The organism is Faecalibacterium sp. (assembly GCF_052358865.1).
GTDB classification, from domain to species: Bacteria; Bacillota; Clostridia; order Oscillospirales; family Ruminococcaceae; genus Faecalibacterium; species Faecalibacterium butyricigenerans.
Genome location: NZ_DAWCVJ010000022.1, coordinates 20606 through 35233, shown reverse-complemented (window position 1 = coordinate 35233; position 14628 = coordinate 20606). Strand labels below are relative to the sequence as shown.

Annotated in this window: 13 protein-coding genes and 1 tRNA gene; 3 read left to right on the top strand and 11 right to left on the bottom strand. The window is 59.4% G+C overall.

Features of this window, described 5'->3' with window-relative positions:
- Nucleotides 1-124 precede the first annotated feature (124 nt).
- Nucleotides 125-1342 (top strand): peptidase T, encoded by a 1218-nt coding sequence (gene pepT, locus ACT8X9_RS05575; protein ID WP_227621945.1) that lies wholly within the window; start codon nt 125-127, stop codon nt 1340-1342.
- Between the two features lie 114 nt (nt 1343-1456).
- On the opposite strand, the gene ACT8X9_RS05570 is transcribed toward pepT, so the two are convergent.
- Together ACT8X9_RS05570 and ACT8X9_RS05565 are read right to left on the bottom strand one after the other, a co-directional pair.
- Nucleotides 1457-2020, bottom strand: a complete 564-nt coding sequence (locus ACT8X9_RS05570; RefSeq protein ID WP_412589190.1) for a chromate transporter — start codon at nt 2018-2020, stop codon at nt 1457-1459.
- Nucleotides 2017-2604, bottom strand: coding sequence for a chromate transporter (locus ACT8X9_RS05565; protein ID WP_412589189.1), 588 nt, complete (start codon nt 2602-2604; stop codon nt 2017-2019). Before ACT8X9_RS05565 ends, ACT8X9_RS05570 begins: the two co-directional genes overlap by 4 nt.
- A 146-nt stretch (nt 2605-2750) precedes the next feature.
- Here ACT8X9_RS05565 and ACT8X9_RS05560 point away from each other — a divergent pair, with 146 nt between their 5' ends.
- Nucleotides 2751-3860, top strand: coding sequence for an SPASM domain-containing protein (locus ACT8X9_RS05560; RefSeq protein WP_444268382.1), 1110 nt, complete (start codon nt 2751-2753; stop codon nt 3858-3860).
- 41 nt (nt 3861-3901) lie between these two features.
- Here the strand turns inward: ACT8X9_RS05560 and ACT8X9_RS05555 are convergent, their stop codons facing one another.
- The 9 genes from ACT8X9_RS05555 to ACT8X9_RS05515 all read right to left on the bottom strand — a co-directional run bounded on the left by ACT8X9_RS05555 (nt 3902) and on the right by ACT8X9_RS05515 (nt 13278).
- On the bottom strand, nt 3902-5020 hold the full coding sequence (locus ACT8X9_RS05555) for a GntR family transcriptional regulator (protein WP_444268381.1): 1119 nt from the start codon (nt 5018-5020) through the stop codon (nt 3902-3904).
- 16 nt (nt 5021-5036) lie between these two features.
- A complete protein-coding gene (locus tag ACT8X9_RS05550) occupies nt 5037-6392 on the bottom strand; it encodes a sulfatase-like hydrolase/transferase (protein WP_444268380.1) in 1356 nt (451 codons plus the stop codon).
- A 16-nt stretch (nt 6393-6408) separates the two neighbouring features.
- Nucleotides 6409-7908 carry a tripartite tricarboxylate transporter permease gene (locus tag ACT8X9_RS05545; RefSeq protein WP_444268379.1) on the bottom strand — a complete coding sequence of 500 codons (1500 nt, stop codon included), beginning with the start codon at nt 7906-7908 and terminating at the stop codon, nt 6409-6411.
- An 11-nt stretch (nt 7909-7919) separates the two neighbouring features.
- Nucleotides 7920-8435: a tripartite tricarboxylate transporter TctB family protein gene (locus tag ACT8X9_RS05540; RefSeq protein ID WP_412589181.1), complete on the bottom strand. Its 516-nt coding sequence runs from the start codon at nt 8433-8435 to the stop codon at nt 7920-7922.
- A 93-nt stretch (nt 8436-8528) separates the two neighbouring features.
- On the bottom strand, nt 8529-9497 hold the full coding sequence (locus tag ACT8X9_RS05535; protein WP_444268378.1) for a tripartite tricarboxylate transporter substrate-binding protein: 969 nt from the start codon (nt 9495-9497) through the stop codon (nt 8529-8531).
- 351 nt (nt 9498-9848) lie between these two features.
- Nucleotides 9849-9935, bottom strand: a tRNA-Leu gene (locus tag ACT8X9_RS05530).
- Nucleotides 9936-10161: 226 nt separating this feature from the next.
- Entirely contained in the window at nt 10162-11481 is a 1320-nt protein-coding gene (locus ACT8X9_RS05525) for an SLC13 family permease (protein ID WP_444268377.1), read from the bottom strand.
- On the bottom strand, nt 11478-12212 hold the full coding sequence (locus ACT8X9_RS05520) for a response regulator transcription factor (RefSeq protein ID WP_444268376.1): 735 nt from the start codon (nt 12210-12212) through the stop codon (nt 11478-11480). Before ACT8X9_RS05520 ends, ACT8X9_RS05525 begins: the two co-directional genes overlap by 4 nt.
- Nucleotides 12202-13278: a sensor histidine kinase gene (locus ACT8X9_RS05515; RefSeq protein ID WP_444268375.1), complete on the bottom strand. Its 1077-nt coding sequence runs from the start codon at nt 13276-13278 to the stop codon at nt 12202-12204. The genes ACT8X9_RS05520 and ACT8X9_RS05515 overlap by 11 nt, the downstream gene beginning before the upstream one ends.
- Nucleotides 13279-13439: 161 nt before the next feature.
- Here ACT8X9_RS05515 and ACT8X9_RS05510 point away from each other — a divergent pair, with 161 nt between their 5' ends.
- Nucleotides 13440-14462, top strand: coding sequence for a threonine aldolase family protein (locus ACT8X9_RS05510; RefSeq protein ID WP_444268374.1), 1023 nt, complete (start codon nt 13440-13442; stop codon nt 14460-14462).
- Nucleotides 14463-14628: the final 166 nt, after the last annotated feature.

Sequence of the window (14628 nt, the reverse complement as noted above, 5' to 3'; positions counted from 1 at the left end):
AACAGCAACATAACCCGCGCCACTAACGCGCGCACCCACCGCAACATCCTTATAACCCCCTCCCCTCTTGTAAAAAGCCCTCAAAAAGGGTATCATAAAGAAAAAACATAAAGGAGCTTTACTTATGCGTGCTTACGAGCGACTTCTGAAATACGCCAAAGTATATACCACTTCTGACCCCGAATCCGGCACCCACCCCTCTGCCGCGCGGGAATTTGATCTGGCCCACCTGCTGGTGGAGGAGATGAAGTCCATCGGCATCGAGGACGCCTTTGTGGACGAGCACTGCTACGTCTACGGCAGCATCCCCGCCACCAAGGGCTGCGAGAAGAAGCCCGCGCTGGGCCTCATCGCCCACATGGACACCGCCCCCGACGCCTCCGGCGAGAACGTCAAGCCCATCCTCCACGAAAACTACGACGGCGGCGATGTCGTCCTGCCCGGCACCGGCATGGTCATGAAGACCTCCACCTTCCCCTTCCTGAAAGAGCTGAAGGGCGAGACCCTCATCACCACCGACGGCACCACTCTGCTGGGCGCAGACGATAAATCCGGCGTGGCCGAGATCCTCACCGCCGCCGAGACCATCATCCAGAAGAAGCTGCCCCACGGCAAACTCTGCATCGCCTTCACCCCCGACGAGGAGATCGGCGAGGGCGCTTCCCTCTTCGACATCCCGGGCTTCGGCGCAGACTTCGCCTACACCGTCGATGGCGGCGACGTGGGCGGCATCGAGTATGAGAACTTCAACGCCGCCTCTGCCACCGTCACGGTCCACGGTTTCTCCGTCCACCCCGGCAGCGCCAAGGACGCCATGATAAATGCCTCCAACGTGGCGATGGAGTTTCACATGGCTCTGCCCGCCATGGCCCGCCCTGAGACGACCGAGGGCTATCAGGGCTTCTACCATCTGTGCCAGATGTACGGCGACGTCACCGAGGCCAAGCTGGGCTATATCCTCCGCGACCACGACATCGGCAAGCTGCAGTTCAAGAAGGACAACCTTCTCCACATCGCCTGCTACCTCAACTGCAAGTATGGCCCCGGCACGGTGGAAGTCGAGATCAAGGACAGCTACCGCAATATGCTGGAGAAGATCAAGCCCCACTTCCACCTTGTGGAGACCGCCCGCAAGGCCATCACAAAGGCCGGCCTGACCCCGGAGGAGATCCCCGTCCGGGGCGGCACCGACGGCGCTGTTCTGAGCTGGAAGGGCCTGCCCTGCCCCAACCTCGGCACCGGCGGCTTCAACTTCCACGGCGTCTGCGAGTGCACCACCGTCGAGCGGATGGACAAGGCCACCGAGATCCTGCTGAACATCGTAGAGCTGTACTCCAAGTAATAATACAAGATGATACAACAAAGGCCGCCCTTGTCCGGGGCGGCCTTTGTTGTGCGGGATCGAGGCTCTGCCTCCTCTTCCCAAAGATGCATCTCCGGGCCATTTATCCCGCGGTCATATCCCAAGCAGACCATGCAGCCCAAGCCCGGCCACGCCGCACAGGCACATGGTCAGGATGGGGTTCCATTTGAGCTTCCGCAGCGCAAAAAAAGCCGCGGCAAAACTGCCGATGCCGACCCAGTCCAGATGGGCGAGGGTCTTTGCATCGCCGCCAAACGCCACCATCGACAGGATGGAAAGCCCTGCGCCAAAGATAAGTGCCACGATGACCGGCCGCAGGCAGGCCAGAACGCTTTGCAGCAGGGAAATGTCCTTGTACCTGCGGTAGATGTAGGACAGGAGCGATACAAAGAACAGCGCCGGGGTGATGCAGCCCAGCGTTGCGACGATAGCTCCGGACACCTGCGCGATCCGCAGTCCCACAAAGGTCGCCGCGTTGACCGCAATGGGGCCGGGGGTCATCTCCGCGATCGTGACAAGGTCGGTGAACTCCTGCATGGTCAGCCAGCCGTGCTGCTCCACCACCTGACTCTGGATCAGCGGAATGGCGGCGTAGCCGCCGCCCACACTGAACATCCCCACCTGCAAAAAGCTGAGAAAAAGCTGAACGTAGATCATTTTGCACCGCCTTTTTTCCACTGAGCCAGCGCCCGCACCACGCCGAATGCCGCTGCGGCAAGGATGACCAAGACCACATTGACATGAAGCACCGTATTGGCGATAAATGCCGCCGCCATCAGGGCAATATACACCCACGAGCGGGTCTTCAGCACCTTGCTGCCGAGGTCGAACACCACATCCAGAATGACCGCCGCCACACCGGCCTGCATCCCCTTGAGCAGCAGGGCAATATAGTGGTTGGAGGCAAAGGCGTTGTAGAACACCGAGACGACCGAGAGGATGACCATGGGCGGAATGATGGTCCCCAGCACCGCCACGAGCATCCCGACCAGCCCCTCTACCTGCCAGCCCACCAGAATCGCCGCATTGACGGCGATGGCACCCGGCGAGGACTGCGCCAGCGCGGTCATGTCCAGCATTTCCTGCTCATCGATCCAGTGCAGCTCATCCACAAATTTCTTCTTCATAAAGGTCACGATGACAAAGCCGCCGCCGAAGGTAAAGCTGCTGATGTACAATGTGCTTAAAAACAGCTTCCAAAGCCGTGCCGACCGCATACTGTATGTTTTATTTTCATCCATGCAAGTTTTCTGCTCCTTTTTTTCATTTCTGACAACTATTTTGGTTTTATCGGTATTTCAAACAGCTTTTGTCCGTTACTGCTTGCGAAAGCCCGTGTTTTCCGGTATCCTTGTTTCAGGAAATGAAAAACACGGAGGGTATCCCTATGAAACACAATACATTCCTCGTCAAGCCAGCATCCAGTTTGTGCGACCTGCGCTGCCGGTACTGCTTTTATGACGATGTTTCCAGCAGCCGGGCCTGCAAAAACATGGGGCTGCTCTCCCACGAAATGGCAAGAGAGCTGATCGAAAAGGCCTTCGCCGCCACCGAGGACGGCGGCAGCGTCCATTTTCTGTTTCAGGGCGGCGAACCGACCCTTGCCGGGTTGGAGTTTTTTCAGTTCTTTCTGGAAACGGAGCGCTCCTTGAAGCGCAGCCTCTCGGTGTTCCACAGCATCCAGACCAACGGCATCGGCCTGAATGAGGCGTGGGCCTCCTTTTTCAAAGCCAACTCTTTCCTCGTGGGCCTCTCTCTTGACGGCACACAGGAGGTCCACGACCTCTACCGGCTGGACGCTGCCGGACATGGCACATGGGACAGAGCGACTCATACCCTTGGACTTCTGGATGCCTACGGGGTCGAAACGAACCTGCTCTGTGTCGTGACCGGCCAGCTGGCCAGAAAGCCCCAGCGCGCCTTCCAGAGCCTCTGCGCGCTGGGGCGGCACAATCTGCAGTTCATCCCCTGTCTCGACCCACTCGACACCGTCGGCGGACAGGCCTATTCCCTGACGCCGGAGCTTTATGGCCGGTTTCTGTGCGGCGTTTTTGATGTCTGGTATCAGCAGCTGCAGCAGGGCAATTACGTCAGCGTCCGCAATTTTGAGGATTATCTGCGCATCCTGCTGGGAATGCCGCCTACCTCCTGCGCTTCCTCCGGCTCCTGCGGCCATTATCTCACGGTGGAAGGGGACGGAAGCCTTTATCCCTGCGACTTTTATGTTCTGGATGAGTGGAAGCTGGGCGACCTGAGCCGCTGCACCGTCGAAGCTGCACTTGCTTCTCCCACGAGCCAGACCTTTCTGGCGCAGGGCCGCAAACGTCCGGCAGAATGCGCCGCCTGCCCTTACCGGCTGCTCTGCCGGGGCGGCTGCAAGCGTGACTGGGATGCCGCCGGGAGCAACCGCTTCTGCACAGCATACCGGCAGTTCTTCGCCTACGCACTTCCACGCCTGCAGACTGCGGCACATTTTCTGGCACAACAGGGCCGATAAAGAGATTCTCCCGGAGAGCAGGACTGCCTCCGGGAGAATTTTTATTTTGCCTTCTGGATCTTCCGGATGGAATGGCCATCGTAGAGGATGGGCTTCATGACATAGGTATAGTTCCGGTCGTCGCATTCGCCGGTGGAGATCATCTCCATAAGGCGCAGCGCAAGCTGACGCCCCATCTCGAAGCCCTGCTCCACCGAGCAGGTGACATCCTCCTGCCGATAGGTTTCTTCGGAATAATCGAAACAGACCAGCGAATAATCTTCGGGCACGGTCTTCCCCATCTTCTGCAAAGTCTTGATGACCAGTCGATAGATGATGTAGTTGCAGCAGACGATCGCGGTGCATTTGGGGATGCTCTTCAGGAACCGTTCGATGGCGCGGACATAGCTTTCGTTGTGGGCCTCGTCCGAAATACACCACTTGATATAGTCATCGTTCAGCTCCAGCCCGCGGCTTCGCATCGCTTCCGCCATCCCCTGAAACTTCTCCACGCTCTGGTAGTTGTCGTACACGAAGATGCCGGCGATGTGGCTGTGCCCGGCATCCATCAGACGCCCGATCAGCTGATGGGCGCATTCTATATCGTTGATGGTCACCCGGGGGCAGCGCAGATTCCGATAGAAGTTGTTGTAGAAGATCACCGGGATCCTGCGCCGGTAGAGTTCCTTGTAGCAGTCGAGATTTGGGCTGAGGATGCTCGACTTCACGCCGTCCACGATAAAGCCGTGGAAGTTCTGGTGCACCACCGTTTCCAGACAGCGGCGCTCGTTGCAGAACTTGTTGTCGGTCAGGAAGACGTGAAGGTCTACCTGCTCCTGTGTCAGGACGCTGCGCACCCCTTCGATGAGGCCCGAGTTGGCGCTGGTATCCTGTCCCTGCAAAATAAGGCCGATCTTATAGAGCGCATCGTCGGTGTTCAGATCCCGCGTCATCACCTTTTCCCGGTGGAAATAGGTCCCGCTGCCCTTGAGCTTGTAGACGAGGCCCTCTCTCACCAGACGGTCGATGGCCACCCGGATCGTTTCCCGGCTGACGCCAAGCTTCCGGCAGAGGGCATTTTCCGAGGGAAGGCGCTGGTTTCCGGAGAACTTGTTCTCGTCGATATAGGCCAGAAGCCAGCGGTAGACCTGATCGGATTTTTTCTCAACAGCCGAGAGCATGGGCAGGCGCTCCTTTTCAGTCGGTGATGGTGGGACGGGTGCCCTCTGCGCGTTCGATCCAGTTCAGCAGGCGCTCCCGAAGCTCTGCCTTGACCCCAGCGTATGCGGGGTCTGCCACCACGTTGTTCAGCTGCCACGGGTCCTTCTTCATGTCGTAGAGAAAATCATCCGCATAGACATCCGATGCCGCAGCCTCGCCGCCGTTGACGCCGGGGGCATAGACAGAGTACATATAGTCCGCCGTGCGGATGCAGCGTCCGCAGCGGCTCTCCGAGATCTGTGCAAAGACCTCGTTTGCTCTATTATCGTTCTTCTTTTCCACCACGTCAAGCAGATTTTCGCCGATCATCCTGTCGCCGACGTCCACGCCTGCCAGAGCCAGCAGGGTCTTGGGGATGCTCTCGGTGCTGACCAGCTCGGTCACTTCCCGGCCTCCCTTGAACGGTCCGCCGCAGATGACCAGCGGCACGTGCAGGCAGCCGTCGTGGCAGGAGCGCTTGTAGTCGTCGTAGCCGTTCAGGTGCGCGTCGCGGTTACGGGTCTTGAAGTGGGAGCCGTGGTCAGAGGCGTAGAGGATGACGGTGTTGTCATACAGACCCTTTTCCTTCAGCTTTGCCACCAGCCTGCCGAGGTTCTCGTCGAGGCTGGCGCACTGGCCCAGATAGTCCGGGTACTCCTCCGCTGCGTTGCCGCCCAGAGCCTTCAGATCCTCTGGCAGAACAAAATCGGCAAACCGCTGCTTGGAGCCGTCGGGGCCTTCGTAGTGGTTATGGTCGTTCTGATGGTGCGGCTCGATCTGCGACACCGTCATAAAGAAGGGCTTTTCGCCGGTGTACTGGTCGAGGTAGTCCAGCGCAAACTGGTTGATGCAGTCGGCGCGGTAGCCCTTGAAGTCGATGCGGTTATTGTTTTCATCGAACACATAGCCGTCGTAGCCGTGGGAGGTAAATTCCAGCACGTCCGCAGCGCGCCAGTAGCCGGTATAGCCGCCGCGCAGCTCCAGCGGGACCGCCGTGATGGTGTGGTCGATGGTCGGCTTTTTCTCCAGCTCGCCGTCCGAGGCCAGATGCCACTTGCCGATGTAGGCCGTCTCATACCCGGCATCCTTTTCCATGTACTCGCCCAGTGTCTTGATCTGGGAGGGCAGCATCAGGTTGTTGCGGAAGCAGCCGGTCTCGGTGGGGTATTTGCCGGTCTGGAACAGGGCGCGGCAGGGTCCGCACACCGGCTGGGGCGAAAAGGCATTGTCAAACTTCACGCCCTCCGCTGCCAGCTCGTCCAGATTGGGCGTGATGTTCAGCGGCTGACCGAAGCAGCCGCAGGTGTCCCAGCGCTGCTGGTCACTGAAATAAAAAATGATGTTATATGCCACGGTTTTTTCCCTTTCTTTACTGTTTCACTTTTGCTTCCTTCATCTTGCCGCGCAGGATGCCGAGGATGACCACCACGATCAGCGCAATGAAGATCCAGCAGTACACGCTGCCAAAGAAGATGCTGGGGCTTCCGTCCGAGATGAGCAGGGCGCGGCGGAAATTGGTCTCCGTCATGTTGCCCAGCACCATGCCCAGCAGCACAGGGACAGCGGGCAGCTCCAGCTTGCGCATGAACCACGCCATCACGCCGAACACCAGCGCAACGCTCAGGTCGAAATAGCTGCTGTTCACCGAGTAAGCACCGGCAAAGCAGAAGATGACGATGATGGGGGTCAGGATCTGCTGGGGGATGGAGACGACCTTTGCAAACAGGCTGGTCAGGTACTTGCCCTGCAGGAACATGAAGATGTTCACAAGGATGAGGCCCAGCATGATGGCATACATGATGGGGCCGTCCGTGGTAAAGAGCGAGAGGCCGGGGTTCAGGCCGTTGATCATCAGAGCGGACAGCATAATGGCCACGCAGCCGTCGCCGGGGATGCCCAGCGTCAGCAGGGGGATGAGGGTCGCGCCGCAGACGGCGTTGTTGGCCGACTCAGCCGCCGCAACGCCCTCCACAGAGCCGTGGCCGAACTCTTCCGGGTGCTTGGACATATTCTTTGCAGTGTTGTAGGAAAACCACGAGGCCTCCGAAGCACCGGTGCCGGGCACGATGCCCACGCAGGAGCCGATGAGAGAGCCGATGAGCACCGGGCGGAGCATCCGCTTGTACTCATCCTTTGTGATCTTGCCGTCGTCGTTGCCGATTTTTCCGGCGTGGAGGTTCAGCTCGCTCCGCTTCAGCTCCGCCTTGCCGATGATCTCCACCAGTGCGAACAGGCCGATGAGGGTGACGGCAAGGTCGAGGCCCAGATACAAACGAGGGATACCAAAGGTGAAGCGGTCATAGCTGGTCATGGGGTCTGCGCCCACACAGGAGATGAGAAGGCCGAGGCAGGCGGCGATGATGCCCTTGACGAGGCTCTTGCCCGAGACGCCTGCGATGATGGTCATGCCGAACAGACAGACCATGAAGTACTCTGCCGTGCCCAGCTGTGCCGAAATTTTAGCCACCTGTGGGCCGAGGAAGAGCAGGACCAGCGCCGAGAAGATGCCGCCGAAGGTGGAGGCGTAGAGCGCGATCTTCAGCGCCGCTTTCGTGCGGCCCATCTTGGACAGCGGGTAGCCGTCCAGCATGGTAGCCGCTGCGTGGGGCGTGCCCGGCGTGTTGATGAGGATGGCCGACACCGAGCCGCCGTATCCGCCCGCACAGTAGATGCCCAGAAGGAACATCATGCCGGGGATGGCCTTCATGGTGTAGGTGACGGGCAGGAACAGGATGATGCAGAGGATGACGCTCAGGCCCGGGATGGCCGCAAACACGCAGCCGATAAAGACGCCGAGGTTGATCCAGATGATATTTTCGAGGGTGAAGAGCAGCCCGGAGGCCGGGCCGATAAAATCAAACAAACCCATATTCTGCCTCCTCAGAAACTAACATTCAGAACGAAGTGGAACACGACCCAGATCAGTACGGCCATCGAGACGGTGATGGCGTAGTAGAGGGGCTTCTTGCAGCGGAAAAACAGCAGGAAGGCCAGTGCGCAGAACACGGCACCCACCACGAACAGATCCGTGATCTCCGCCAGCAGATAGGTGACCACCAGAATGAGGACGATGACCAGCGCTTTTGCTTCCACCAGGAGATTCAGCGTTTTCGTTTTGACCGGGCGGTGCATCACCATGTTGTATGCCTCCCGGCCCACCAGAAGGGCGCTCATGGCCAGCATGAGCCAGACCAGCATCGTCGGGAAGGCGCGGCCGTTCACAACGTCCTTTTCCGAGATCTGCACCTGCTGGGGCATGATGAGCAGCAGTACAATGCCGATGACCAGAAACAGAATGCCGCAGATCAGGTCAACGGGGTACTCGATGTTCTTCTCCTCGAGCTTCGCACCCCATCCGTCCAGCCTTGTTTCGATGCGTTCTATCAGATTTTTCACCTGTTTCCACTCCTTTTTTGAAACACAAAAGCAGGGGGTCGGGGCTTTCCCCTCCCCCCTGCTTCAGCTTTTTTCGCTATAGAGGGCCTGTTATCAGCCCGCCACGATGTCCTTATACTGCTCGACGATGCTCTTGACGTTCTCGATATGAGCCTTCACATCGTCCTCGGTCATGGTGTCAACTTCCAGCAGCATAGTGTCGTTCAGCCACTCGACCATCTCCTGATCGGCGAGGATCTTGTCGTACAACTCCTTCAGCTCGGCCACCTTTGCCGCGTCGGTGCCCTTGCGAGCCATAACGAAGCAGCGGTTGCGGAAGTAGGGATAGCCCTTGGCACCGACGCCCTCGACCCCTGCGAAGGGGCCGTTTTCGATGGCCTTGTCGTCGAATGCGCAGACCACGTCAACACCGCCCTGCTGGTAGGTCTCGAGGATCTGGGACTGATGCGAGACTGCAAAGTTCGTCTCGCCCTTTGCCACAGCCTGTGCAGCCTCTGCGGCGGACTGGTACGGGGTCAGCTTCAGCTGATCGCCGGCACCCATCGAGCCAAACAGCGCCGCTGCAAGGAAGGCCTCCGAGCCGGTCGCGCCGTTGACGGCCACAGACACGGGGTTGCCTGCCTTGACGTAGGCTTCCAGATCGTCCAGACTCTTCAGGTTCAGGGAAGAATCGGCAGACAGGACGAAGACGGAAGAATACAGGTTCTCCACAAACTCGAAATCGTCGTAGCCGAACTGCAGCTTGGCCGGGTCCAGCGTCTCGGTGATGGCGAACAGTCCCTCACCGGCAAAGACCAGCTCCTTGTCGTTTGCCTTGGTGCTGGCCACCCAAGTATTGACGGTGGCGGCGTCGCCCTTGACAGCCTCTGCCACCAGCGTGATCTTTTTCTCCGAGTAGTCCGGGGACTTGGCGGCTGCCTTCTGGCTGACCATCGCTGCCACACCAGACGGTGCCCACGGGCAGGTGACTTTCCAGCTCTCCTGCTTGCTTCCGCAGCCAGTGAGCATCGACAAAGCGAGGACACCGGCGGTGGCCAACGCCGCAATACGCGTTTTCATCATTTTACTCTCCTTTTTGTTTGCCTTTTTTCGTGTAGTGGCTCGCACCTGACGGTGCTTTTGTTGACCCTAGGATAACATTCCGGAGGATTTCAAGTCAACAGATTTTTTGATTTCATCGATAAAGTTGTCCGGTCTTAGAGCCAAATACCTACTTCTGTATTTTGTCGCGGAAAACTTATTGTGCATATTGCACATGGACTTCAATCTTCTTTGTGCAGCTTTCATTCTCTCAGGATGCGGGGGCATCGTGTGCTGTGTTCAAGTCCGGAAAGACGCCCGACGAACATCTTTTTGCCGGAAAGCAAAAAAAGACCTTGTAAACTTTGAAGTTTACAAGGTCTTTTCAGAAGATGGTGCGGATAAGAGGACTTGAACCTCCACCGAGTTGCCCCGATTAGAACCTGAATCTAACGCGTCTGCCAATTCCGCCATATCCGCATATTTTGTTTTTGTTCGTGGCCGTTCGGCTCGGAACGATAGTTATTATACCACAGAAAGCCGCAAAGTCAAGCATTTTTTCAAAAAAGTTTTTGCAATCTTTCCTGTATATTTTATCTCACGTCCCTGCGCACAAAAAGCAGGCATCCGCCCCGGTGATGCCTGCTTCCGGGGTGGATGCCTGCCCGCTCACGCCGTTTTCTTTTGCAGTTTTTTCCGAATTTTCTCACACGCCCCAGAACAGCCAGAGGCTCCCTGCCCCCACGAGGACGGCCGCCAGCGTGAAGGGCACGCCGATGCGCAGAAAGTCGCTGGTGCGGACGCGCTCGCCGTTTTTGCGGAGGATGCCGATGGCCGCAATGTTGGCCGACGCGCCGATGGGGGTCAGGTTGCCGCCCAGTGTCGCGCCGGTGAGCAGACCGAAATAGAACAGCTCCGGCTCGATGCCTGCTCCGCCGTTCATGAGAGCGGCGACCCCCTGCACCACCGGCAGCATGGCCGCCACATAGGGGATGTTGTCGATGAAAGCCGACAGCCCCACCGACGCCGCCACCAGCAGGAGATAGAGCCGCAGCGGCTCGTCTCCGGCGGCGGAGTGGAACAGCCGGGCCGCCGTGTCGATGACGCCCGCCTTGCTCACTCCTTCCAGCAGGATGAAGAGGCTGAACAAGAGCAGCAGGGTGTCGTAGTCCAGTGCCCGGGCCGTCTCGCCCAGCGGAGTCAGCGAGCGGCTGCGCCAGCAGGCCCGGGCCACCCCGAAGAGGCAGAGCCCCATACAGACAAGGCCGCTGCGGAGGGTGTAGAGCAGATGCAGCACGCCGCCGGACGGCTCGGGCAGGAAGGACGCCGCGATGAGCAGCCCCACCGTCAGCAGGAGCAGAGCCGTGGGCACATCGTCCTCCACCTTTGTTTCCACCTCCACATGGACGGGCTGGCGCTGGTCGCGGAAGAGCCAGAACAGCACCCCCAGCGAGGCCAGCGCCCCCAGTTCCACGCTCCAGAAGATGCCGGGCCGGCCCTCCATCCAGAAGAAGTCGAAGAAGTTCATCCCCGCAAAGCCGCCCAGCAGGATGCTCGTGGTGTCCCCCACCAGCGTGGCTGCGCCCTGCAAATTGGAGGACACCGCGATGGCGATGAGAACCGGCACCGGCGAGATGCGCAGCCGCCGGGCGATGGCAAGCCCCACCGGGGCCACCATCAGGACAGTGGCCACATTGTCCACGAACGCGCTGATGAACCCCGCCAGCAGGGCCAGCACCGACACAGCCCACCGGACATCCGGCACATGGGCGATCAGCTCCTCGGCCAGCCGGGCGGGCATTTTGCTCTGGATAAAAAGAAAGACCGTGCCCATCATCCCTGCCATCATCAGCAGAACATTGAAGTCCACGGCCCGGGCGGCGTCCGCCAGCGTGAAATCGTACACGCCCAGCTTCCCCAGCAGCAGGAACGTCCCCGCGCCGCCCAGCGCGACCCAAGGACGGTACTGCTGCACCGCCAGCATCAAAATATAAAACAGGACGAACAGGATCAGCGCCTGTGTCATTTCGTCTCCTCCGCAGGCTCCAGCGGCTTGGCGTCTTCCTCGATCATCCGATAGCCCACGCCCAGCTCGTTGAGGATGTAGGTATTGCTGCCCGGGCGGCTGCCCAGCTTTTTGCGGATATTGGCCATATTCACCTGCAGCTTCTTGGTGCTGCTGGCGTCCGTGTCGCCCCAGATGGCCCGGACGATGGCCGCATAGGTCATCACACGCCCGGCGTGTTCGGACAGGAAGGCCACGATGTTGTATTCCGTCTGGGTCAGGCGCACCTCCTGCCCGTCCACGAACACCTTGCGGCGCTCGTAGTTGATGGTGAGGCCCTGTGCGCTGAACACCCCGCCGGGCAGGCTGCCGCCGCCATAGCGGTTCACCCGCAGCGCAGCCCGCACCCGGGCCAGCAGCTCACCGGTGCCGAAGGGCTTGGTGATGTAGTCGTTGGCGCCGAGGTCAAGGGCCTCGATCTTATCCCGCTCGGTGGTGCGGGCCGACAGCACGATGATGGGGGTCAGATACTTCTGACGGATGGAGCGGATGGCATCCAGACCATCCCGGTCGGGCAGGCCAAGGTCAAGGATGACGAGGTCGGGGTTGTAGGAGACGAACATGGTCATGCCCATCATGCAGGTCTGGGCCACCAGCGCCTGATAGCCGTTGGTCTCCAGCAGGGTCTGGATGAAGCTGCAGATGTTCGCCTCATCCTCGATGATAAGTACCTTGAATTTATTATTGCTCATCCTCTGTTTCCTCCGTATCCACTTCTTCCGTTTCCAGCCAGAACCGGATGGTCGTGCCCTCACCGGGCGTGCTCTCGGCTTTGATCTCGCCGCCATGGGCCTTGATGATGGCCGCACACACCGACAGCCCGATGCCCATGCCGTGCTTGCCACTCGACGAGGTATCCTGCGCCAGCGTCGTACCGCTGAAAAGCCTCTTCAGCTGTTCTTTCGGGATGCCGCAGCCGTTGTCGATGACCTCGAACACCGCCCGCCGCCCCAGCGTGAACACCTGCAGCGTCAGGTGGGTCATCCCCTCTGCGTGGAGCACGGCATTTTCCAGCAGATTGGTCAGCACCTGCTGGATGAGCATGGAATCCATCGGGATGACGATGAAGTCATCCGGCAGCTTCACCTCCACCGGCACGCCAGGGTGGAGCTTCTGGAACCGCACCAATACGGTATCCACCAGCTCTTCCAGCACCGTGGGGGTCTTCTGGATGGCGACGCCGTCGGCGTCGATGCGGGTGACGGAGAGCAGATTCTCCACCATCCGGTTGAGCCACTGGGCGTCGGCGCAGGCCTCGGAGAGGAGCTTGACCTTCTGCTCCCGGCCCAGCGAATCGTAGTTGTCGATGACGGTCGAACAGGCCCCGTAGATGGACGTCAGCGGGGTGCGCAGGTCGTGGGAGACTGCCCGCAGGAGGTTGGCCCGCATCTTTTCGGTCTCGCTCTCCATCCGCAGCTGCTCCTGCTTTTTGATGCGGGTGGTAAGGGTGCTGGTCATGAAGGACACCACCAGCATCACCACGCCCGAAAAGATGTTCTCCGGGATGGTGAAGTTGAAGGCAAAATAGGGCGTGCGAAACGCAAAGTTGACCGCCAGCACGCTGATGATGGAGGCTGCAACGCCCCACCAGTAGCCGTCGGTGTACATCGAGACGAAGAACACCGCCAGCAGGAACACCATCGAGGCCACGCCGTCGATGCGTCCGCTGATGAACTGGATGAGCGTCATGCAGGCGAATGCACCGATGAGCGCCGCCAGAAACACCCAAATATCCCGTTTGCGGAGCGTCTGCTTCATCGTTGTCCCCTCCCGATCTATATTCGGTCTTACCATAAAATTATACCACAAATATATTAAAGATACAGCAAAGGGTGGCTGTTTTCTGCCCCCAGAATTGACAAACTCCGGGCCGGGGCACATAATAAAGTCATCCGCTGCAGAAAAGGAGTAGAACGTATATGCTGTATTTTGAAAATGATTACTGCGAGGGCGCGCATCCGGCCATCCTCCAGAAGCTGACCGAGACCAACTTCGAAAAGGTGTCCGGCTATGGCACCGACCCCTACTGTGCCAGCGCAAAGGAGAAGATCCGCGCCGCCTGCGCCTGCCCCGAGGCAGATGTGTCCTTCATCTCGGGCGGCACCCAGACCAACGCCATCGTCATTGCCTCCCTGCTCCACCGCTGGGAGGGCGTGCTCGCCGCCGCCACCGGCCATGTGGCCGGGCATGAGGCCGGTGCCATTGAGTTCACCGGCCACAAGGTCATCGGCCTGCCCCAGAAGAACGGCAAGCTGAACGCCGCCGATGTAGAGGACTTCTGCAAGACCTTCTACGCCGACGCGAACCACGACCACATGGTCTTCCCCGGCATGGTCTACATCTCCCATCCCTCCGAGTACGGCACGCTGTACACGAAGGCCGAGCTGGAAGCCCTGTCCGCCGTCTGCCATGCCTACCATATGCCCCTCTTCGTGGACGGTGCACGTCTGGGCTACGCACTGGCCAGCGAGGGCACCGACGTGACCCTGGCCGACCTCGCCAAGCTGACCGATGTGTTCTACATCGGCGGCACCAAGGTGGGCGCACTCTGCGGCGAGGCCGTGGTCTTCCCCCACGGCGCACCGGCCCACTTCATGACGATGGTAAAGCAGCAGGGCGCTCTGCTGGCCAAGGGCCGCCTCATGGGCATCCAGTTCGACGTCCTCTTTACCGACGACCTCTATACCCGCATCAGCCGCAACGCCATCGAGACGGCCAACGCCCTCAAGAAGGGCCTCGCCGCAAAGGGCTACCGCTTCTTCATGGACTCCCCCACCAACCAGATCTTCGTCGTGCTGGAAAACGCACAGCTGGCCGCGCTGGAGGGCAAGGCCAAGTTCGGCTTCTGGGAGAAGTTCGACGACCGCCACACCGTCGTCCGCATCGCCACCAGCTGGGCCACCCGGATGGAGGAAGTGATGCAGCTGATCGCTCTGCTGTAAATTCCATGCCCGGGTTTTTCTTTGGCGTTTCGCCGAAGTTTCTGCATTCTCTTTGTGCGGGATGCTGATTGAATTTTTCGGCCGGGTATGGTATGGTTTAAAAAGAACAACGCAGAATGCGAGAAAGGGGCAAGCATACACCAGACCGTGTATCCTTGCCCTTTTT